The organism is Pseudoxanthomonas gei (assembly GCF_010119615.1).
Taxonomy (GTDB): Bacteria; Pseudomonadota; Gammaproteobacteria; order Xanthomonadales; family Xanthomonadaceae; genus Pseudoxanthomonas_A; species Pseudoxanthomonas_A gei.
The window spans coordinates 526,026-546,194 of sequence record NZ_QOVG01000001.1; the positions used below are offsets into that span (position 1 = coordinate 526,026).

At 65.3% G+C, this 20,169-nt stretch carries 19 protein-coding genes; 4 read left to right on the plus strand and 15 right to left on the minus strand.

Features of this window, described 5'->3' with window-relative positions; genetic code table 11:
• Positions 1-139 precede the first annotated feature (139 nt).
• The 3 genes from DT603_RS02335 to pdeM are packed head-to-tail and all read left to right on the plus strand — an operon-like array spanning position 140 to position 4,846.
• Positions 140-1,729: an ATP-dependent DNA ligase gene (locus DT603_RS02335; protein ID WP_162348221.1), complete on the plus strand. Its 1,590-nt coding sequence runs from the start codon at positions 140-142 to the stop codon at positions 1,727-1,729.
• Positions 1,726-4,206 (plus strand): ligase-associated DNA damage response DEXH box helicase, encoded by a 2,481-nt coding sequence (locus DT603_RS02340; protein WP_162348222.1) that lies wholly within the window; start codon positions 1,726-1,728, stop codon positions 4,204-4,206. Before DT603_RS02335 ends, DT603_RS02340 begins: the two co-directional genes overlap by 4 nt.
• Positions 4,190-4,846, plus strand: a complete 657-nt coding sequence (gene pdeM / locus DT603_RS02345; protein WP_162348223.1) for a ligase-associated DNA damage response endonuclease PdeM — start codon at positions 4,190-4,192, stop codon at positions 4,844-4,846. Before DT603_RS02340 ends, pdeM begins: the two co-directional genes overlap by 17 nt.
• Before the next feature lie 101 nt (positions 4,847-4,947).
• On the opposite strand, the gene DT603_RS02350 is transcribed toward pdeM, so the two are convergent.
• The 9 genes from DT603_RS02350 to DT603_RS02390 form a co-directional block, all read right to left on the minus strand.
• A complete protein-coding gene (locus tag DT603_RS02350) occupies positions 4,948-6,201 on the minus strand; it encodes an FAD-dependent oxidoreductase (RefSeq protein ID WP_162348360.1) in 1,254 nt (417 codons plus the stop codon).
• Positions 6,202-6,269: 68 nt separating this feature from the next.
• Positions 6,270-6,479, minus strand: a complete 210-nt coding sequence (locus DT603_RS02355) for a cold-shock protein (RefSeq protein WP_162348224.1) — start codon at positions 6,477-6,479, stop codon at positions 6,270-6,272.
• 83 nt (positions 6,480-6,562) lie between these two features.
• Positions 6,563-7,309 (minus strand): S-methyl-5'-thioinosine phosphorylase, encoded by a 747-nt coding sequence (locus DT603_RS02360; protein ID WP_162348225.1) that lies wholly within the window; start codon positions 7,307-7,309, stop codon positions 6,563-6,565.
• Positions 7,310-7,312: 3 nt separating this feature from the next.
• On the minus strand, positions 7,313-7,870 hold the full coding sequence (locus tag DT603_RS02365; RefSeq protein WP_162348226.1) for a hypoxanthine-guanine phosphoribosyltransferase: 558 nt from the start codon (positions 7,868-7,870) through the stop codon (positions 7,313-7,315).
• Positions 7,867-8,877 (minus strand): beta-N-acetylhexosaminidase, encoded by a 1,011-nt coding sequence (gene nagZ / locus DT603_RS02370; RefSeq protein WP_162348227.1) that lies wholly within the window; start codon positions 8,875-8,877, stop codon positions 7,867-7,869. Before nagZ ends, DT603_RS02365 begins: the two co-directional genes overlap by 4 nt.
• Before the next feature lie 13 nt (positions 8,878-8,890).
• On the minus strand, positions 8,891-9,409 hold the full coding sequence (locus tag DT603_RS02375; protein ID WP_162348228.1) for a CYTH domain-containing protein: 519 nt from the start codon (positions 9,407-9,409) through the stop codon (positions 8,891-8,893).
• A 113-nt stretch (positions 9,410-9,522) separates the two neighbouring features.
• A complete protein-coding gene (gene rlmD, locus DT603_RS02380; protein WP_162348229.1) occupies positions 9,523-10,851 on the minus strand; it encodes a 23S rRNA (uracil(1939)-C(5))-methyltransferase RlmD in 1,329 nt (442 codons plus the stop codon).
• 231 nt (positions 10,852-11,082) lie between these two features.
• Positions 11,083-11,697 carry a YdbL family probable chaperone protein gene (locus DT603_RS02385; protein ID WP_162348230.1) on the minus strand — a complete coding sequence of 205 codons (615 nt, stop codon included), beginning with the start codon at positions 11,695-11,697 and terminating at the stop codon, positions 11,083-11,085.
• Between the two features lie 31 nt (positions 11,698-11,728).
• Positions 11,729-13,768: a translocation/assembly module TamB domain-containing protein gene (locus DT603_RS02390; protein ID WP_162348231.1), complete on the minus strand. Its 2,040-nt coding sequence runs from the start codon at positions 13,766-13,768 to the stop codon at positions 11,729-11,731.
• A 33-nt stretch (positions 13,769-13,801) separates the two neighbouring features.
• Between DT603_RS02390 and DT603_RS02395 the strand changes: the two genes are divergently transcribed.
• Positions 13,802-14,503 (plus strand): response regulator, encoded by a 702-nt coding sequence (locus DT603_RS02395; protein WP_162348232.1) that lies wholly within the window; start codon positions 13,802-13,804, stop codon positions 14,501-14,503.
• A 102-nt stretch (positions 14,504-14,605) separates the two neighbouring features.
• Here the strand turns inward: DT603_RS02395 and recO are convergent, their stop codons facing one another.
• From recO to lepA, 6 genes are all read right to left on the minus strand, one after another.
• A complete protein-coding gene (gene recO, locus DT603_RS02400; RefSeq protein ID WP_162348233.1) occupies positions 14,606-15,337 on the minus strand; it encodes a DNA repair protein RecO in 732 nt (243 codons plus the stop codon).
• A 36-nt stretch (positions 15,338-15,373) separates the two neighbouring features.
• Positions 15,374-16,285: a GTPase Era gene (gene era / locus DT603_RS02405; RefSeq protein WP_162348234.1), complete on the minus strand. Its 912-nt coding sequence runs from the start codon at positions 16,283-16,285 to the stop codon at positions 15,374-15,376.
• Positions 16,282-16,959, minus strand: a complete 678-nt coding sequence (gene rnc, locus DT603_RS02410; RefSeq protein ID WP_162348361.1) for a ribonuclease III — start codon at positions 16,957-16,959, stop codon at positions 16,282-16,284. Before rnc ends, era begins: the two co-directional genes overlap by 4 nt.
• The gene (locus tag DT603_RS02415; RefSeq protein WP_425500917.1) at positions 16,955-17,353 is read right to left on the minus strand and encodes a DUF4845 domain-containing protein; all 399 of its coding nucleotides are present in this window, start codon (positions 17,351-17,353) and stop codon (positions 16,955-16,957) included. Before DT603_RS02415 ends, rnc begins: the two co-directional genes overlap by 5 nt.
• Before the next feature lie 60 nt (positions 17,354-17,413).
• Positions 17,414-18,235 carry a signal peptidase I gene (gene lepB, locus DT603_RS02420; RefSeq protein WP_162348236.1) on the minus strand — a complete coding sequence of 274 codons (822 nt, stop codon included), beginning with the start codon at positions 18,233-18,235 and terminating at the stop codon, positions 17,414-17,416.
• A gap of 87 nt (positions 18,236-18,322) precedes the next feature.
• Complete coding sequence (lepA, locus tag DT603_RS02425) at positions 18,323-20,116, minus strand: translation elongation factor 4 (protein ID WP_162348237.1); 1,794 nt, start codon at positions 20,114-20,116, stop codon at positions 18,323-18,325.
• Positions 20,117-20,169 lie beyond the last annotated feature (53 nt).

Sequence of the window (20,169 nt, forward strand, 5' to 3'; positions counted from 1 at the left end):
CCCTGGCGAAATTTTTCCGGCGTCATTCCCGCGCAGGCGGGAACCCAGGGACGTTGCGCTTGCACGCGCCCAACCCGCCACTGCGAAAGCTGCGTGGAATATTTCCGCGCGGGACCCACGACCATCCCGGGTCGCGCGCATGAAGCAGTTCGCCCACCTCTACACCGAACTGGACCAGAGCACCGCCACGGGCGACAAGCGCGCGGCCCTGGTCCGCTATTTCCGCGAAGCGCCACCCGACGACGCTGCGTGGGCCATGTGGCTGCTGGCCGGCGGCAAGCTGGCGCGCATTGCCAATACGCGCGAGCTGCGCGAATGGGTCGTACAGGAAAGCGGACAGCCGGAATGGCTGGTGGAAGACAGCTACGACCACGTCGGCGACCTGGCCGAAACCCTGACCCTGCTGCTGGACGATCCACCCGGCACTCACGAAGACCGGCCGCTGGTGGAATGGATCGAAGGCATCCTGCTGCCCATCGCCAACAAGGCACCGGAACTGCGACGGGCCGCAGTGGTGGGCGGTTGGCATGCTTTGCCGTTCGACCAGCGCCTGCTGTTCAACAAGCTGCTGACCGGCGCGTTGCGCGTGGGGGTCTCGCAACGCCTGGTGCAGCAGGCGCTGGCCGAGATGTCGGGCATCGAGATCTCCCGCATCGCCCAGCGCATGCTGGGTACCTGGACACCCACACCCGATTTCCTGAGCAGGCTGCTGACGGTGGAGGAGCTGCCCGAAGACCGCCAGCAGCCCTACCCCTTCTTCCTGGCCTCGCCGCTGGAGAATGAGGCGCCCACGCTGGGCGACATTGGCGACTGGCTGCTGGAATGGAAATGGGATGGCATCCGCCTGCAGCTGATCCGTCGCGATGGCGAAGTGGCGCTGTGGTCTCGCGGCGAGGAACGCCTGGATGGGCGCTTCCCCGAAATAGAGGTCGCGGCCGCCACCCTGCCGCGTGATTGCGTCATCGACGGTGAACTGCTGGCCTGGCGCGAGGGCGACGCACCGATGCCGTTCACCGCGTTGCAGACCCGCATCCAGCGCCGCAAGCCGGGGGCCAAGACCCTCGCCGATACTCCAGCAAGAGTGCTGGCCTATGACCTGCTGGAACTGCAGGGCGAGGACCTGCGACTGCGTCCCTTGTCAGAACGCCGCGCCCTGCTGGAATCCTTGCTGGGCGAACACGCCGATCCTCGCATCGTCATTTCTCCACGCGTGGAAGCCACGGATTGGGACGTCGCTGCAGTGCTGCGCGAGGACGCGCGCGAACGGGGCGTTGAAGGATTGATGCTGAAACGCGCCGCATCCACCTACCAGTCGGGACGCCGCCGCGGCGACTGGTGGAAGTGGAAGATCGATCCGCTGACCATCGACGCGGTGCTGCTGTACGCCCAGTCCGGCCATGGACGCCGCAGCACGCTGTATACCGACTACACCTTCGGCGTCTGGGACGGCGAAACCCTGGTGCCGGTGGCCAAGGCGTACTCCGGCCTGGATGACAAGGAAATCCTGTCGCTGGACAGCTGGATCCGCGCCAACACGCTGGAGCGCTTTGGTCCGGTGCGTTCGGTCAAGGCGCACCACGTCTTCGAGCTCGGCTTCGAAGCGGTGAACGTCAGCAAACGCCACAAGTCCGGCATCGCCGTGCGCTTCCCGCGCATCCTGCGCTGGCGCCTCGACAAGCCGATGGCAGAGGCCGATCGACTGGAAACCCTGCAGGCCCTGGCGCGATGAAGGCCAATGCCGCCGCGGCGCGCATCGCTTCCGACAAACCGCTGGTCGCCTGGTTCAAGGCACGGGGCTGGAAGCCACTGCCCTTCCAGCGCGAATTCTGGCGCCATTACCTGCAGGGCGACTCCGGCCTGTTGCATACGCCCACCGGCAGCGGCAAGACCCTGGCCGCCTTCGGCGGCCCGTTGCTGGAGGCACTGGCTGCGACGCCCGCACCCTTGAAAAAAAAGAACGCGACGCGCGAACTCAAGGTCCTGTGGATCACCCCGCTCAAGGCGCTGGCTACAGACACCGTGCGTGCATTGCGCGAACCCATCGACGCGCTGGGCCTGGACTGGCAGGTCGGCCTGCGCACCGGCGATGCCAGCGCGCGCGACAAGCGGCTGGCGCGTGGTGGCAAGCTCGATGTGCTGGTGACCACGCCCGAATCGCTTTCACTGCTGCTGTCGTATCCGGATACCGCGCCACAGCTTGCCGGCATCCGCGGCGTGATCGTCGATGAGTGGCACGAACTGCTGGGCAACAAGCGCGGCGTGCTGCTGCAGCTGTCGCTGGCGCGGTTGCGCGCGCTTTCTCCCGACATGCGCCTGTGGGGATTGTCGGCGACCCTCGGCAACGTGGAAGAAGCACGCGACGTGCTGTTGCCGCACCTGTCCGACGCTCCCATCGTGTCCGGGGTGGCGCCCCGCAGGATGAAGCTGGAAACGCTGATGCCGGCCGCCGGCGAACGCTTTCCCTGGGCCGGCCACCTGGGCCTGTCGCAACTGTCGCGCGTACTGCAGAAGTTGATGGCGGTGCGCACCAGCCTGGTATTCACCAATACCCGCGCGCAGGCCGAGCTCTGGTTCCAGGCATTGGGCGCGGTGTGGCCGGAAGACGCAGCCACGCTGGCCCTGCACCACGGCTCGCTGGACCCGAAACTGCGTGCCGCCGCCGAAGCCGGCCTGCGTGACGGTTCACTGCGCTGCGTGGTGGCGACTTCCAGCCTGGATCTCGGCGTGGATTTCCCGGCGGTGGACCAGGTGCTGCAAGTGGGCAGTCCGAAGGGCGTCGCGCGGCTGATGCAGCGTGCCGGACGCGCGAAACACCGCCCGGGCGAATCCGGCCATGTGGTGTGCGTGCCCTCGCATGCGCTGGAACTGGTGGAGTACGCCGCGGCGCGACGCGCCATCGCGCGCGGCGCCATAGAGTCGCGCCATCCACTGCGCCTGTCGCTGGACGTGCTGGCCCAGCATTGCGTCAGTTGCGCGCTGGGTGGCGGTTTCGGAAGCGGCAAGCTGCTGGAAGAAGTGCGCGGCACCCATGCGTTCGCCGGGCTCGATGAAGACGTGTGGCAAGCCGTCCTGGACTTCATCGTGCAGGGCGGCCAGGCGCTTTCCAACTACCCCGATTTCCACAAGGTAGTGCGTGGAGACGATGGCCTTTTTCGCGTGGAGGACCGGCGGGTCGCGCTGCGCCATCGGCTTTCCATCGGCACCATCACCAGCGACGGCAGCGTCAACGTCAAATTCCTGCGTGGCGGCGGCCTGGGCTCGGTGGAGGAAGCGTTCGTCAGTCGGTTGCATCGGGGCGACCGCTTCCAGTTCGCCGGCCGCACCCTGGAACTGGTTCGCCTGGAGGACATGACCGCATACGTGCGGGTTGCCAAATCCGGCCAGGGCACGGTGCCCAAGTGGATGGGCGGACGCATGCCGCTTTCTTCGGAACTGGGCCGCGAAGTGGAGGCCGTGTTTGGCGGCGACCACCAGGAACCCGAATTGCGTGCCATCACGCCGTTGCTGGCTTTGCAGGCGCGACTGTCCTCACTGCCCGCCACCGGCAAGCTGCTGGCCGAATCCATCCGCGCGCGTGACGGCCTCCATCTGTTCGTCTATCCGTTTGCCGGCCGCCAGGTACATGAAGGCCTGGCTTCACTGCTGTCGTCGCGCTGGGGCCGCCTGCAGGCCAACACTTTCAGTTTCGCCGCCAATGACTATGGCCTGGTGCTGTCGCCTGCCAACCCGGCGGAACTCGATGCGGCAGGGCTGCGCGAGTTGCTCGCACCGGCAGGCCTGCTGGAAGACCTGCGCGCCAGCCTCAACCTGGGCGAGCTGGCGCGACGCCAGTTCCGCGAGATCGCGCGCGTATCCGGCTTGCTGTCACCTTCGCTGCCGGGTCGCACGCCCCGCAGCCAGCGCCAGCTGCAGGCCTCCAGCGGCCTGCTCTACGACGTCCTGCAACGTTTCGACCCGGGGCATCTGCTGCTGGCCCAGGCCGAGCGCGAAGTAATGTCGGCGCAGCTGGAAGTATCGCGCCTGGCCGACACCCTGGCTGACTGCGCGGAGCGCGACATCATCCTGCACCAGCTCAAGAGCCTGACCCCGCTGTCGTTCCCGCTATGGGCCGAAAGCACGCGCGGCCAGCTCAGTACCGAGGACTGGAAAACGCGCGTGCAACGCGCTGCCGCTGCGCTCGAGAAGAAGCATGCAAGCCGGCTTTGAAACAACGCTGGCCGGCGAGACCGTGCACCTGCTCGGCGGGCGCGCCCTGCACTGGCCGGCACGGCGACGCCTGCTGATCGCGGACCTGCACCTGGGCAAGGCCGATGTATTCCGCCATGCGGGCATCGGCCTGCCCTCCGGCGGCACCCTGCACGACCTGGCCAGACTGGACGCCTTGCTGGCTGCCACGCAGGCGCTGGAACTCTGGATCCTCGGCGATGTGCTGCACGGACCGGCGCTGCCATCGCGCTGGCGCGACGGTTGGAACCAGTGGCGTGCGCAACGCGATCGGCTTCGGGTGGTCGCACTGGCCGGCAACCATGACCGTGCCCTGGCCCAGGCCGGCCTGGACATCGAACTGGCCGGCACCCTGGTCGAGGACGGGCCGTTCGCACTGCGCCATGACCCCGACCCGCATCCCGCACTGCATGTGCTGTGCGGCCATGTGCATCCGCTTGCCGACCTGCCGGGGATGCGCCGGCGCTGGCCGGCCTTCTGGCTGCGCGAACGCATGTTGCTGCTGCCTGCCTTCTCGGAATTCACCGCAGGCGTGGTGCCAATGCTCGGTGCAGGCGAACAGCTGGTCGCCTGCGTGGAAGGCGAGGCGATTCCCCTGCCTGCCCATGCGTGCCGTTCGTAGAAACCCGCTTGCGGTTGCAGGCGCGGCGCAAGCGGCGCGACGCCATCAGCCGATCCTGCAGCAATGGCTTCGCGACTTGCGTCGCTTCTGCAGTGGTCCGTTTATTGCGCCGTGCCTGGAGGACGATGCATCACCAGCGCCCGCATGAATTCCTGCTGCAAGGCCAGCTTGCCGAACCAGCCCTGCTGGGTGCCGCTGAGGATGCGCAGCATGTGCCCACGTCCACCAGGCAGCCTGCCGAGCGGCAGGAAGCTCGCATCGCGGATCCTGGCCACGGTGCCATGGTCGGACTGGAACAGCGGGGTCAGCCAGTGGCTCCAGAAATGGTAGATGGAGACATGCCGGCGTCGCACCTGCTGGTAGTGCGCCAGCGCTGCATCGACGCTGTTTTCGGTACGCAAGGCATCGCGCAAGGCCATCGCGTCCATCAGCGCCATGTTCACGCCCTGACCCAGCTGCGGGCTCATCGCGTGCGCCGCATCGCCGGCCAGGACCAGCCTGCCGCGATGCCAGCGATGCTGGATCGCATCGCGGTAGCTGGCGCGCGCCAGCTGCGTGCAGTCGCTGAGTGCTTCCAGGCGCGTGCTGATCTCGGGCCAGATGCCGCACGCTTCGTCGCGCCATGCCGACATCCCGCGCGACTGCCAGCCGTCGAAATCGGAGGTCGGCAGGCTCCAGAAAAAACTCAGGCGTGGCGTGTCGTCGCCGGGCCGGGTGCCGACCGGCAGCATGCCGATCATCTTGCGCGCGGCCACGTAGCGCTGGCGCAGCTCGTCGGGCCATGGCCAATCGCCACTGGGCAACAGGCACCACAGTGCTCCCCAGGGGTAAAGCCGATCGATTCGGCTGGCCGACACCGAGGCGCGCAATTGCGAAGCCGAACCATCCGCGGCAATCACCAGGTCGAACGGGCCTTGCTTGCATCCATGTTCGTCGACCAGCCGGCCCGAGTCCGCGTCCACGCTGACCACGCGCGTGCCGCGATGCAGGCCGGCGTGGCCTTCCCAGGCATCGGCCATGAGGTTGAACAATGCACCGCGCTGCATGCCCAGACCGTAGATGCCCGGATCCAGGTGCTGGTAGCGCATGTCCATGACCCCACGCCCGGCGGGTGTTTCGCCATACAGCCGCGTGACCGGCGCGCCGTGCGCCAGCGCTGCCGGCAACAGGCCCATCTGCCATAGCACCTGCAGCCCGGTGGGTTGCAGCAGGAAGCCGGCACCGACCGGCCCGGGTTCGGCCGCGCGTTCGAACACTTCGACACGATGTCCATCACGCGACAGCAGGATGGCCAGCGCCTGCCCGGCCGTACCGTAACCGACGATCGCGATGTTCAAGTTCAAGCCCACGCCCATTGCCCGCCCCTGCGCTTGCGGCATAAAAAACCCCGCCGAAGCGGGGTTCAAGTGAAGCAAATTTCAGATCAGGCTGCGGAGGGCTCGATGTTCGATGCCTGTGCGCCCTTCGGGCCCTGGGTCAGCTCGTAGCTGACGCGCTGGCCTTCCTGCAGGCTGCGGAAGCCCTTGCTGTTGATCGCGGAGTGGTGCGCAAAGACATCGGCGCTGCCATCTTCCGGCGCGATGAATCCGAAGCCCTTGGCGTCATTGAACCATTTCACGGTACCGTACGGCATAGCTCTGGTATTTCCTTGGTTGGGTGGTGGTGTGTGCGCATGGCGCACCGGCGGAGTATGCAAACACCGGGCGGCGTTGACAATCACCCTCGCGCCAGCTCGGCCACCAGCTCCGGCAATCCGTTCGACGCGGCCTCCACATTGGCCAGTACTTCGGCCATGGTGATTTCCTCGCCGCCGCCGCAACCGGCCGCCCAGTTGGCGACGATGGCCAGGCAGGCATAGTCCAGTCCAAGCTCGCGCGCCAGCGCGGCTTCCGGCATGCCGGTCATGCCGACCAGGTCGCAGCCATCGCGCCGCAGGCGGGCGATTTCCGCGCGCGTTTCAAGGCGTGGACCCTGGGTTGCGCCATAACAGCCATGCCCCACGAGTGAAACGCCGGTTACGCGGGCGGCCGCGATGACCTTGTGCCGCAGCATGGTGGTGTAAGGGTCGCCGAAATCCACGTGCAGCACCTCGCTGCCCGCCTCTTCGCAGATCGTCGAAATGCGCCCCCAGGTGTAATCGATCAACTGGTCCGGGCAGGCCAGCACGCGCGGACCGAAATCATCGCCAATGCCACCGACGGTGTTCAGAGCCAGCACCCGCGTCGCCCCGATATCCTGCAGCGCGGCCAGGTTGGCGCGGTAGTTGATCAGGTGCGGCGGCACCGAATGGCCTTCGCCGTGGCGCGCCAGGAACGCGACCCGCTGGCCCAGCAAGGTTCCGATGCGGATCGGTCCGGACGGCTTGCCAAAACGCGTGTCCACCTCCCGCGTGTCCACGTCCTGCAGGTCGGCGAGCCTGTAGACGCCGGTACCGCCAATCACTGCCAGGGCAATGCGATTCATCGTCTAGTCCTTCAGGGCATAGATGCCCGGCAGGTTGCGGCCCTGCTCGTGGTAATCCATGCCGAACCCAAATACATAGCGGTCCGGCACTTCCAGCCCCACGTAGTCGGCGCTGATGCCGGCAATGGTGCGAGTGTGCTGTTTGGTGGCCAGCGCGGCGATGCGCACGTCGGTCGCCCCCTGCTCCATGCACCATTCGCGCACCGCGGCCAGCGTGTAGCCTTCGTCCAGTATGTCGTCCACCAGCAACACGCGGCGCCCGTAAAGCGCAGTCGCCGGACGATGTTTCCAGACCAGTTCGCCACCCGTGGTTTCGCCGCGGTAGCGGGTGGCATGCAGGTAGTCGAATTCCAGGTCCAGGCCCAGCGCGCCCAGTTCCAGCGACAACTGGCCGGCGAACGGCAAGGCGCCATGCATGACGGTCAGGTACACCGGCACCTCGCCGGCGTAGTCGCGGGCGATGGGCGCAGCCATGGCGGTGATGGCCGCATCCAGCGTGGCGCGATCGATGACGAGCTCCGCGTTGGCCAGCGCCGCCGCCAGCGGATGCGAACGGCTCATGCGATGTTGCCCGTGGCGCCGATCGGCAGCCGCGACTGCGCATCGCCGTAGCGCGCATCGGCCAGCAGCCCATCCCAGCCCAGGCCCCCTCGTCCCATCAGCCCGATCAAGGCCGCGGTATTGGAAGTGCGCCCTTCCATGGCCTTCAAGGACTCCTCCACCAGCTTCGGCGCGCATACCAGCACCACATCGCAACCGGCATCCAGGTGATCGTCGATGCGTGCCTTGACGCCACCCGCGGAGAAGGCGGCGGCCATGCCGATGTCATCGGAGAACACCACGCCACGGAAACCCATTTCACCGCGCAGGATCCCGTTGATCCACAGCGGCGAATAGCCCGCCGCTTCGGGCGCGACCGCCGGATAGGTCACGTGCGCCAGCATCACCGCATCGGCGCCGGCTTCGATCCCGGCCACGAACGGCACCAGGTCTTCCTTGCGCAACACGTCCAGCGGACGCGGATCCACTGCATCGTCGAAGTGGGTGTCTTCCAGCACCGTACCATGCCCTGGGAAATGCTTGAGGGTGGCGGCCATGCCGACGCTGTGCATGCCCTGCACGTATGCGCGGGTGAATGCGGCCACGACCTGCGGATCGGCGCTGAAGGCGCGATCACCGATGGCGCGGTTGCCGCGCGCAAGGTCGACCACGGGCGCAAAACTCAGGTCCACGCCACTGGCGCGCACCTCGCTGGCCATCAGCCAGGCATGTTCCTCGGCAAGTTTGAGCGCGGCGGCAGGATCGGTGGCATACAGGGCCCCGAACCTCTCCAGCGAAGGCAACGGGCTGTAACCATCACGGAAGCGCTGCACGCGGCCGCCTTCCTGGTCCACGCAGATCAACTGCGGTCGTGGCGAGGCGGCACGGATCGAAGCGCACAGCTCCACCACCTGTTCGCGCGAGGCGAAATTGCGGGTGAACAGGATGATCCCGGCCACCGCGTCGTGCTGCAGCCAGTCGCGCTCCTGCGCGGTGAGTTCGGTGCCGGAAATGCCGATGACAAGCATGCGTGTTGAGTCCTCAGGAAAGGTCGGTGGCGGAGCGTTCGTCGCCGGTCCATTGCGAATAGGGATACGACGCCAAGGCCAGATTGTAATAGCGCAGCGCATCGGTAGCCTGCCTGCCGGCCCATTCAGGCAGGGCGAAGGCTTCATCGGCGTGTTGCAGTTCTATTTCAGCCACCACCAGGCCTGCGTTGTCACCGAGAAACTCGTCGACTTCCCACAGATGGCCTTCGTAATTCACGTAATGGCGAAGCTTGTCTATCAGCCCGCCGACGCACAGGGCCAGCAGGGCCCGGGCCTCTTCCACCGGGATTGCATAGTTGAATTCCTGCCGGGTGTGGCCGCGCTCGCGCGATTTCAGGTTCAGGTAGGCGTCCTCGCCTTCGATGCGCACGCGCACTGACGCTTTCTGCGCCCCGCCTTCAACCATCGCCAGATCATTGAGGTAACCCTGCGCCATGGGCACGACCTTGTGCGCCGCCTGTCGCCAGGCCTCGCTGGTGACCAGGAACTTGCGCTCGATTTCAATGCCCATGTTCAACCAGCCTGTGTGTGTGATTTCGCCGAACCGAGCTTGCCCGGTTGCTTCGCGTGTGATTGTTTCCAGCTCGAGGACAGCCGCCCGAGCTCGGTTCAACGAGTTGACAGCTATTTGGTTTCGAACAAGGCAATGCTTTCCACGTGGCCCGTGTGCGGGAACATGTCCATCACACCGGCCGCCTTGAGCTTGTAACCGCGCTCTTTCACCAGGTAGCCCGCATCGCGGGCCAGCGAGGCCGGATGGCAGCTGACATAGACAATCCGGTCGATGTTCTTCAGCGGCATCCGCTTGAGCACCTGGTCCGCGCCCGAACGCGGCGGGTCGAGCAGCAGCTTGTTGAATCCCTGCCGCATCCACGGCGTGCCACGCTGGTCCTCGGTCAGGTCGGCGGCGTGGAAATGCGCATTGGACAAGCCGTTGCGCTCGGCGTTTTCGCGAGCACGTTGCACCAGTCCGGCTTCCCCTTCCACGCCCACCACCTCGCCCACCAGCCGCGCCATGGGAAGGGTGAAATTTCCCAGCCCGCAGAACAGATCGAGGATGCGGTCCTGCGGTTGCGGATCCAGCAGTTCGAAGGTGCGAGCAATCATCTTCTGATTGAGGCTGGCGTTGACCTGGATGAAATCCAGCGGGCGGAAGGCCAGCTCGACATTCCACTGCGGCAATGCGAAGGAAAGCTCCGGCGCTTCCGGCCACAGCGGCACCACCGTATCGACGCCGCCGGACTGCAGGTAGATGGCGAAATCGTGCAGTTGCGCGAACGCGGCCAGCTTCGCGCGATCGCCTTCGTTCAAGGGCGACAGGTGGCGGAACACCAGCGCTACGGTCGCGTCACCAGCGATGAACTCGATCTGCGGGATGTCGTTGCGCGCATCCAGGCTTTCCACCAGCAGCGCCAGCGCTTCCACGCGTGCGCCGATGTGCGGGATGACGGTATGGCACACGCGTACGTCGGCAACGAAACGCGGGTCGATCTCGCGGAAACCGACCAGCGTCCGCTCCTTCTTGGCTACACGGCGCACTGAGAAGCGTCCCTTGCGGCGGTAGCCCCAGCTGTCGCCAGTCAATGGCGGCAGCACTTCCTGCGGGGTGACGTGGCCGATGCGCTCCAGGTTTTCAAGGAGCACGCGCTGCTTGAGCAGGATCTGTTTGTCTTCGGCCAGGTGCTGCAGCACGCAGCCGCTGCAGACGCCAAAGTGTTCGCAGCGCGGCGTGACGCGGTCCGGCGAGGCCTGCAGCACTTCGACCGTGCGGGCTTCATCGAAGTGCCGGTTCTTCGCGGTCTGTTCGGCCATGACCCGTTCACCTGGCAAGGCGCCGCCAACAAACAGGGTCTTGCCATCGCGTCGGGCCACGCCACGGCCGTCGTGGCTGTGGTCGACGATCTGGGCTTCGAAGGGGGTCTTGTCGATGCGGGGGGTGCGGGGTCTTGCCACGTGGCTGGAGCTGCATGCGATTGCGGGTGCGTATTGTCGCAGACGCGGGAGCCGGGAGCCGGGAGCCGGGAGCCGGGAGCCGGGAGCCGGGAGACAGTAAAGATGATTGCGTGTCCGCATCTCATCCCAGCGACCACACATTACAGATTCCGATTCCCGATTCCCGATTCCCGATTCCCGATTCCCGGCTACCGGCTACCTGCTACCGGCTACCGGCTACCGGCCTTCAGGCTATTTCTGCTTCCAGCTGCCGCCCGCCGCCTGGTACCACCAGCCCGCGTGGGCGCTGGCAATCCATTGCTGGGAAAAGATCCCGCGAATCTGGCTTTCCCACTCCGGGTGCCCGTTGGCCACGGCCACTTCACGGTAGACCGCCTTGCGGTCGCGGTTGTCGTCGGCCACCGCCTGGGTAATGGCCACGCGGTCCTTCAGGGCCAGCTTGGAGGCATCGCGAACCTCGACCATGCCGTCGCTGGTGAGGCCGAGCGCGCCCGCGTCGAAGCCGGCGCGCAACTGCGCGCTGAATCGCGAAGCCATGCGGCCCTGGATGGCCTGTATGGCCGGCGTCTTGATGGTGATGTCGGCGCTTTCCTGCGCATACGCCGTGCCGATGCCGACCAGCGCAAGCCAGTTGAATGGCCGCTGCGGCCCTTGCAGAGAGGCACTGCCGCCTCCTGTAGCAGGGGGCGTGGGCTTGGCATTGGCTGGCACCGTGTCGCCGATGACCTTGTCGACGAACTCCTTGGCCGCTTCCTTGGCTTCAGCCGCCGGGAAATAGACGTTGATGGTGACGCAGGCAGTGAGCAGCAGCGATGCCGCGAGTGAGGTTCCCAACCAACGCTTCATTTCCTTCTCCCTAGTTGATCCGATGACTGCATCATTCGATGACCGGCTTGCTTTCGCCCTTGGTGACCGCCACCAGTCGATCAACCAGCGTAGGCCAGTCGACGCGCCGGTTGTAACCCACCACGGTCAGGCGCGGCAGGCCCGATCCCTGCACGATAATAAAGCCGTTGCCCGCTGAACCGAGCCCGTCCATGTCGCATACCTGCTCGGACAGGCGGCAGCTGATGCCTATCCGGCGATAGCCGAAATCCTCGAAAAGTTTCAACGCCTGCGCCTGCAGGCTGCTGCCCAGGCCGCTGCCACCGGCGCCGCCTACGTTGGAAAGATCCTGCACGGCGCGTTGGCTGATCCGGCGCCTGCCCTTCCAGGAAGGATCGGTGTGCAGGTCGGCATCGAAACCCTCCGCGCTCCAGTCCACCAGGCGCAGGTTGCGGATGCTGCCATCCAGCGCGCCGGTGATCTCGCCAAAGCCGAACACCTGCGTGAGCGACTGCAGGTTCATATTGTCCAGGGTGATATCGGCTGCCAGCGTGGGCGCAGTGCCAAACGGTCGTTCCATGGCCAATCCGGTGACCTGGACGGTGCCATCGAACATGTGCGTGGTGAGCGCACCGTCGAAGTCGAGACGGTCGTCGGCATAGCGCGCCTTGGGAATGCGCCCGTCCAGTCGTCCCTGGAAGGCGGGCCATCCCAGTGCCTTGGCCAACTCACCTACATCGATGGCCTCGATGGCCAGGCCGAAGCCGAATTCGAGGCCGCGCCCGCCCGACGGCGGGCGAAGCTCCAGATCCTCGAATTTCAGTCTGCCGCCCAGCATCGGCACGCTGACTGGCTGGCGCAGGCCGATCTCGCCTGCCGCGCTGGTCAACGGCAGGCTCGCCGCACCGAAAGCCAGGCCATGAACGTGTCCTCCCGTCCAGCTCAGTTCGCTGTTGGCGGGCGCATGCGCCGAGAACAAGGGATTGCCGCTGAGCCCCTCGAGTCGAAAGCGTTGCTGCCCGTCGACCAGCGAGACCTTGCGCAGACCGGTTTCCACGCGTTGCAACACACCGCCCTGCACCAGCAGGTGCATATCCAGCCCGCCCTGCATCTCCAGCTCGCCCAGCCCGGCCAGCCCTAGCCAGCCGGACAGGTAGCGCGGTCGCAGCGGCGCGATGTTGTTGCTGGCCAGGCGCAGGTCTGCGTCGTGCAGGTTTGCCCCCGGGTCGAACGCGATGGACCCTTCCACCCGCATCGCATCGCCGTCATCCCAGCTCAGTTGAGGGATCTCCCAGCCGGAATTGCCTTGCTGGCGTGCCGCAATGCGGATGGCCACCGGGCTTGCGGGCAGCGCCACATAACCACTTCCGACCAGCATTTCACCGCCGCGCAGGCTGCCCTCGACGGTGACCAGCGAGAGCCCGGCGGATTTGCGGTAATCGAGGTCCAGGTGCGCGCCCAGATTTTCGGCAGCGATGCTGCCGTCGGGCGTATCCAACCCCAGGCCGCTCACTTCCAGGCGCCCTTCGACGCGCAAGGGTCGTGCCTGCGGCGTATGCACGCCGAGCGACCCGGTCATCGTGCCCGCCTTGAAGTTGGCCTCGTCCCAGGCCAGCGACAGCAGCGCCTGTGCCCAGGCCAGCGGCACGCGGGCCAGGTCGATCCGGGTCAGGTCGGGCGTGGCCGCGCTGCGATGCAGGGAGAGGACCGTATTGCCGGCGGAAAGCGCGGCATCGGTGGTCGCGGTGGCCAGGTCCACTGACAGTTTGAGCGGCTGGCGGCCGGCACTCCTGATCTCGCCCTCACAGCGCCAACCTTCCGCAGTGCCGGTCCGCTGCAGGGGACATTGCCAGGTGAGATCGTCAAAGCGGTAGCCGAGGTCCGGCGCCCGCACCTGCCGTGCGGTCAAGGTGAGCCGGCCACTTTGGGCATCCGCCGGCCAATCCAGTCGTATGCTCACGCCTTGCAGGCTGGCCACGGGTGTGGTCACCTTCGCCATGCGGGCACTCAGTGTCCTGCCCTGCGCCGGGGCGGCGATGCCCAGCAAGGGCAGCAGGAACAGCAGGAGCAGCGCTAGGACGCGACGGAGCATGGAGGCAGCATAACGATGTCGGATCACACTGGAATGAAACCGCGCCTGCTGCTGGTGGAGGACGATCCCATCAGTTGCAGTTTCATGGCCGCGGCATTGGAAGCAATGCCGGCGGAAGTAGAGACGGCCGCTTCGATGGCAAGCGCTTTGGCGCAGGAAGACCGGCACGACCTCTGGCTGCTGGACGTCAACCTTCCGGACGGCAGTGGCATCGGACTGCTGGAAACACTCCGCGCGCGTTGCCCTGGCATCCCTGCACTTGCGCACACCGCCGATGATTCACCCCTGCTGCATGCGCGATTGCGTGCCGCCGGATTCGACGGCGTACTGGTCAAGCCGTTAACGGCGGCGCAGTTGCAGGAGGCGGTGCGCGGCCAGCTCGGCGCATCGCCGGCGCCCGCGATGCGCGTGGAAGAGGCCGGCGGGACTTTCGGCACCCTGCCGCTATGGGACCAGGCCACTGCGTTGGCCGCGCTCAATGGCAGCCATGAGCATGTCGCCACCTTGCGCAAGATGTTCCTCGACGAGCTTGGCCGCCAGCACGATGAAATCCGGCTGGCATTGCATACAGGCGACCCGCAAGTCGCGAACAAGACGCTGCACCAGTTGAAGGCCAGCAGTGGGTTCGTGGGCGCCTTGCGATTGAACGCGGCGGCGGCGGCTCTGGAAAAGTCACTCGCGGATCCGGCGATGTTCGAGCATTTCTCCCGCTGCGTTCGTGATACCCGGGCATAGAGTCTTGACCGGTAATGGAGCCGGCTTACCGAGCCCATTGCAGTCGCTCTCGATCCATCTCGTCGCGGTGGCGCTGGTAGGTTCCTGGTTACCCCGATCGACTTACTCGCGCTGCCTGAGGCGGCCCAACTCGCCGAGCATCTCCCAGGACTTGAGGCCCCGCCCCCCAAGGTGATGGGCCAGCACGCTGCGCAATGCAAGGCGCAGGCTGGCCAGGTCGTCCGCCTCGGGCTGCCGGTCTGCCGCCAACGCGAGCAATCCGCTGCCGGTGGCGGCGGTGTTGCGTTCTTCGCGGCCCCGGTCACTCAGCAACCGCCGCGGGCCCTGCTCAGGATCTATCCGGTAACGGGCAGCAGGATCGAGGGCGACGCCGTCAGCATCCTCCCTGAAATCAAATCCGGAACCCAGCGATTCCAGCAGGTCGCGCTCAAACCTCCGCAGGTTCCACGCCAGCGCTTCGCCACTGCCCAGCCGGGCACGCGCCTGGCCATAAATGCGATACAGATCGCCATGCGGGTCCTGCCGCGGTGCCAGTCGCATCACCAGTTCGTTGATGTAGAAGGCAGCCAGCATCGCATCGCCGGCAAGCCGCGGTGCCGCGTCCAGGGCTTCGGCGGACACCAGCTGGGCAAGCTCGCCACGCTGCACGGCATCCAGCCGGATGTGCTGCAGCGGTTGCAGCGCGGCGCGCAGCACGTGCTTCTTCTGGCCTTGCACGCCACGCGCGACCAGGCCAAGGCGCCCGTGGTTCTCGCTGAGCACCTCGACCAGCAGGCTGGTCTCGCGCCAGGCACGCGCATGCAGGACGAAAGCAGGTTCGGCTGTAATACGCATCAGGGGATGGATTGCACAGGCAAGCGCGCCGGCGCGTTACTCGTTGTAGCCGAACGCCTTGAGAGCGGCCGCGTCACCGGACCAGCCTTCGCGCACGCGCACCCAGGTTTCCAGGAACACCTTGCCGTCGAACATGCGCTCCATCTGCATGCGCGCCTTGCTGCCTATTTCCTTCAGGCGGGCGCCGCCCTTGCCGATGACAATGGATTTCTGGCTTTCGCGTTCGACCCAGATCACCGCGCCGATGCGCAACAGGCCCTCTTCTTCGGCAAAACGCTCGATCTCCACCGTGGTGGCGTAGGGCAGTTCATTGCCAAGCTGGCGCATCAGTTGTTCGCGCAGCAGCTCGCCGGCCATGAAACGCTGGCTGCGGTCGGTGATCTCGTCCTCGCCGAACATCGGCGGCCCCTCCGGCAGCAACGCCAGCATGTCCTTCACCAGTTGTTCCAGCCCGTTGCGCTTCAGCGCCGAGATCAGGTGCACGCTGGCGAAAGTGCGGCCTTCGGTGATACGGCCCAGGAAGGGCAGCAACTCAGCCTTGAGCTTGATCTGGTCGACCTTGTTGACCACCAGCATCACCGGGATGCCGCTGTCGCTGAGCACGTTGTAGGCCAAGGTGTCTGCTTCGTCCCAGCGCCCTGCTTCGATCACCATCAACGCCGCGTCGACGTCCTCGATGGCGCCCCGGGCGGCACGATTCATCACTTTGCTCATCGCCGAGGCGGAGAACTTGCCCTCCTGCTTGTGCAGCCCGGGCGTATCGACCAGCGCTATCTGCCCCTCGGGGAAAGTCGCAATGCCCAGCAAACGGTGGCGCGTGGTTTGCGGCCGGTTGGAAACGATGCTGACCTTGGCCCCCACCAGCGCATTGGTAAGGGTCGACTTGCCCACGTTGGGCCGGCCGATGACGGCAATGCTGCCGCTGCGATGCGCGGTGTCGGTGTTCATTTGGAGAGGTCCAGTTTTTCCAGCACGCCCAGGGCGGCGGCCTGCTCGGCGTTGCGACGCGAGCTGCCCTCGCCTTCTGCGGTCAGGGTGGGATCGGCGATGGTGCAGCTGACCGTAAACAACTTGGCGTGGTCATCGCCGCTTTCGGAGACCAGTTCGTAGCTGGGTAGCGCGCGCTGGCGGCCCTGCAGCCATTCCTGCAGGCGGGTCTTGGCATCCTTGCCTGGCTTGCCGACCGGCAACGCAGCCAGCGATTCCTCGAACCAGGGCAGCACGGCCGCCCGGCAGCCCTCGAAACCCGCGTCCAGGTAGATCGCGGCGACCACCGCTTCCAAGGCATCGGCCAGGATCGAATCCCGGCGATGGCCACCGGATTTCATTTCGCCCGGGCCCAGGGTCAGGCGCGCGCCCAGTTCCAGCCGGCGGGCAATGGTGGCCAGGGATGCCTCGCGCACCAGCTCGGCACGCGCGCGTGTCAGCGCGCCTTCGTCGGCCTTTGGCCAGCGCTGGAACAACACCTCGGCAACCGTCAGGTTGACGATGCTGTCACCCAGGAATTCCAGCCGCTCGTTGTGCGGCGCACCTGCACTGCGATGGGTCAGGGCCTGCTGCAGCAGGCCCGGATCGGCAAAACGGTAGCCGTCAAGCTCACCGTGCCGGAATTTCAGGTCAATCGGTACCACCGCCACGAGTCAGGTCCTGTGAAATATCGAACACACCCACCACGTCGAGGTTGCCCACCAGCGGGCGCCGCACTTCGTAGTTCACCTTCATCCTCCAGCCACTGTCAATGCGATCGAACTTTACGTTCTCTTCCTTCACATTCTCGGAATAGTTGATATCCAAGTGCTTGAACAACATCGACTGAATCTTCGACGGATCCATATCCCCAACGCCTGGCTCGGCCGCAATGGCCTTGGCTGCACTTCGCACCGAGTAATACTCCTGGTACATCGGGAACAGCTTCATGCCGATGTAGGCGGCGAAGCCGACCACCGCGAGCACCACCACGAAACTCGTCAACGTCATGCCGTCTTGCTTGTGCTTCGCTTGCAGTGTGCGCTTCATGTGCATTTCCCCGGGATGGACAACATGTCTATTGAATGCTGGGTTCATTGGATGCTGGGTTTACTGGATTCTCGTTCCGATCCTGGACGCATCGAAACCATCCTTGCAGACCCAACCCTCGCAATTCAGCCAGATCAGGAATGCCTTGCCGCGAAGGTTTTCTTCGGGAAGGAAATTATGGTCAGGCAACAACTGGCCGTCCGCCCCCACTTCCGGCCACAGACGACCATCCTGGCTATTATCACGATTGTCGCCCATTACGAAATAGTGCCCGGCCGGGACCACCCATTCGCCCTGCCCTTCGGCGCGGTCGCCCTCCAGTATCTCGTGCGGGCGCCCGGGCAGGTTTTCCTGCAGCAGCGCGGCGCTCTCGGTCCCCTGGGCCACGCCGCGGCCCGTATAGGTGCCAAGGGTCTGGTAGCTCATGGCCTGGTCGTTGATGGTCAGCGTATTGCCCTGGAAGGCGATGCGGTCGCCCGGCAGGCCGATAATGCGCTTGATCCAGTTGTTCTCCGGATCGTGCGGAGGCTTGAACACCACCACATCGCCGCGCTTGGGCTCGCTTATGGAGATGAACTTCTTGTTGTTGATCGGCAGGCGCAGGCCGTAGGTGAACTTGTTGACCAGAATGAAATCGCCAATCAGCAGGTTGGGCATCATCGATGCCGACGGGATCTTGTAGGGTTCGGCGATGAAGCTGCGCAGTATCAACACGACGGCCAGCACCGGGAAGAAGGCGCGCGAGTAATCGACAAGCACCGGCTCCTCGTCCAGCAATCCGCCACGCGCGGCGCGGCGCCTGGCCAGGAACAGTTTGTCCAGCAACCAGACGATGCCGGTCAGCAGGGTGAGCACCACGAGGATTGTTTCGAACCAGACCATAAGATTCCTTGGAGGCGGTGAATAGTTAAGGGCAAAGAGTGAAGAAAAGCGCTCTTCTTTCTATTTACTGCTTACCCTTCCCCGCTGTTACTTGTTGTCCATCTGCAGGACCGCCAGGAAAGCTTCCTGCGGTATCTCGACATTGCCCACCTGCTTCATGCGCTTCTTGCCTTCCTTCTGCTTTTCCAGAAGCTTCTTCTTGCGGCTTATGTCGCCACCATAGCACTTGGCCAGAACGTTCTTCCGCATGGCTTTTACCGTGCTGCGGGCGATCACCTGGGCTCCGACCGCAGCCTGGATGGCCACGTCGAACATCTGCCGCGGGATCAGTTCGCGCATCTTCTCGGTCAGCTCGCGACCACGGCGATCGGCGTACTGGCGATGAACGATCAAGGACAGTGCATCGACCTTGTCGCCATTGATCAGGGTGTCCACGCGCACGAACGGGCCGGCCTCGAAACGCAGGAAATGGTAGTCAAGCGATGCATAGCCGCGCGACACCGATTTGAGGCGATCGAAGAAGTCCAGCACCACTTCGGCCATCGGCAACTCGTAGCTGATCTGCACCTGCGAGCCCAGGTAGTTGATGCTGATCTGGCGGCCGCGCTTTTCCTCGCACAGGGTGATCACGTTGCCCACGTAGTCCGGGGGGGTCAGCACGTTGGCGCGGATGATGGGCTCGCGGATCTCGTCGATCAGGTTGGCCTGCGGCAGCTTGGACGGGTTGTCCAGGCTGAGGATGCTGCCGTCGGTCCTGAGCACTTCATAGACCACGGTGGGCGCGGTGCTGATCAGGTTGAGGTCGTACTCGCGCTCCAGGCGCTCCTGCACGATCTCCATGTGCAGCATGCCCAGGAAGCCGCAGCGGAAGCCGAAACCCATGGCTTCGGAGCTCTCGGGCTCGAAACGCAATGCCGCATCGTTGAGGCGCAGCTTTTCCAGCGCCTCGCGCAGGTCCGGGTAGTCATCGGCATCGACCGGGAACAGTCCGGCGAACACGCGTGGCTGCATTTCCTGGAAGCCCGGCAACGGCTTGCTGGCCGGGTCGCTGGCCAGGGTCAGGGTGTCGCCGACCGGAGCGCCGTGGACGTCCTTGATCGACGCGTTGATCCAGCCCACTTCCCCCGCGCCGAGTTTCTTCAGCTCCTTGCGCTTGGGGGTGAACACGCCGACCTTGTCCACCAGGTGGGTGCGGCCGGTGGACATGACCAGCATCTTGGTGCCGGGCACGATCTCGCCCTGCATCACCCGCACCAGCGAGACCACGCCCAGGTAGTTGTCGAACCAGGAATCGATGATCAGCGCCTGCAGCTTGTCGGTGTCGCGCGGGACCGGCGGCGGAATCCGCTCGACGATGGCTTCCAGCACATCGACCACATTCAGGCCGGTCTTGGCGCTGATGGCCACGGCATTCTCGGCGTCGATGCCGATCACGGCCTCGATCTCGGCCTTGACCTTCTCGATATCGGCGGTAGGCAGGTCGATCTTGTTGATCACCGGCACCACTTCCAGGCCCTGCTCCACGGCGGTGTAGCAGTTGGCGACCGATTGGGCCTCTACGCCCTGGGCTGCGTCGACCACCAGCAGCGCGCCCTCGCAGGCGGCCAGCGAGCGGGAGACCTCGTAGCTGAAGTCGACGTGCCCGGGCGTGTCGATGAAATTGAGCTGGTAGACCTGCCCGTCCTTGGCCGTATACGGCAGCGACACGGACTGGGCCTTGATGGTGATGCCACGCTCGCGCTCGATCGGGTTCGAGTCGAGGACCTGCGCTTCCATCTCGCGGGCCTGCAAGCCGCCGCACAGCTGGATGATGCGATCAGCCAAGGTCGACTTGCCGTGGTCGACGTGGGCAATGATGGAAAAGTTGCGGATATTCCGCATGGAATCGGGGGACGGGCTGGACTTGGGCTGCATGAGGGCGGCCAGCGGGGGCC

Bases quoted from the DNA above. Each gene is read 5' to 3' on its own strand.
- DT603_RS02335 (WP_162348221.1), top strand. From the start codon at position 140: ATGAAGCAGTTCGCCCACCTCTACACCGAACTGGACCAGAGCACCGCC.
- DT603_RS02340 (WP_162348222.1), top strand. From the start codon at position 1,726: ATGAAGGCCAATGCCGCCGCGGCGCGCATCGCTTCCGACAAACCGCTG.
- pdeM (WP_162348223.1), top strand. From the start codon at position 4,190: ATGCAAGCCGGCTTTGAAACAACGCTGGCCGGCGAGACCGTGCACCTG.
- DT603_RS02350 (WP_162348360.1), bottom strand. From the start codon at position 6,201: ATGGGCGTGGGCTTGAACTTGAACATCGCGATCGTCGGTTACGGTACG.
- DT603_RS02355 (WP_162348224.1), bottom strand. From the start codon at position 6,479: ATGCCGTACGGTACCGTGAAATGGTTCAATGACGCCAAGGGCTTCGGA.
- DT603_RS02360 (WP_162348225.1), bottom strand. From the start codon at position 7,309: ATGAATCGCATTGCCCTGGCAGTGATTGGCGGTACCGGCGTCTACAGG.
- DT603_RS02365 (WP_162348226.1), bottom strand. From the start codon at position 7,870: ATGAGCCGTTCGCATCCGCTGGCGGCGGCGCTGGCCAACGCGGAGCTC.
- nagZ (WP_162348227.1), bottom strand. From the start codon at position 8,877: ATGCTTGTCATCGGCATTTCCGGCACCGAACTCACCGCGCAGGAGCGC.
- DT603_RS02375 (WP_162348228.1), bottom strand. From the start codon at position 9,409: ATGGGCATTGAAATCGAGCGCAAGTTCCTGGTCACCAGCGAGGCCTGG.
- DT603_RS02385 (WP_162348230.1), bottom strand. From the start codon at position 11,697: ATGAAGCGTTGGTTGGGAACCTCACTCGCGGCATCGCTGCTGCTCACT.
- DT603_RS02390 (WP_162348231.1), bottom strand. From the start codon at position 13,768: ATGCTCCGTCGCGTCCTAGCGCTGCTCCTGCTGTTCCTGCTGCCCTTG.
- DT603_RS02395 (WP_162348232.1), top strand. From the start codon at position 13,802: ATGAAACCGCGCCTGCTGCTGGTGGAGGACGATCCCATCAGTTGCAGT.
- recO (WP_162348233.1), bottom strand. From the start codon at position 15,337: ATGCGTATTACAGCCGAACCTGCTTTCGTCCTGCATGCGCGTGCCTGG.
- era (WP_162348234.1), bottom strand. From the start codon at position 16,285: ATGAACACCGACACCGCGCATCGCAGCGGCAGCATTGCCGTCATCGGC.
- DT603_RS02415 (WP_425500917.1), bottom strand. From the start codon at position 17,353: ATGAAGCGCACACTGCAAGCGAAGCACAAGCAAGACGGCATGACGTTG.
- lepB (WP_162348236.1), bottom strand. From the start codon at position 18,235: ATGGTCTGGTTCGAAACAATCCTCGTGGTGCTCACCCTGCTGACCGGC.
- lepA (WP_162348237.1), bottom strand. From the start codon at position 20,116: ATGCGGAATATCCGCAACTTTTCCATCATTGCCCACGTCGACCACGGC.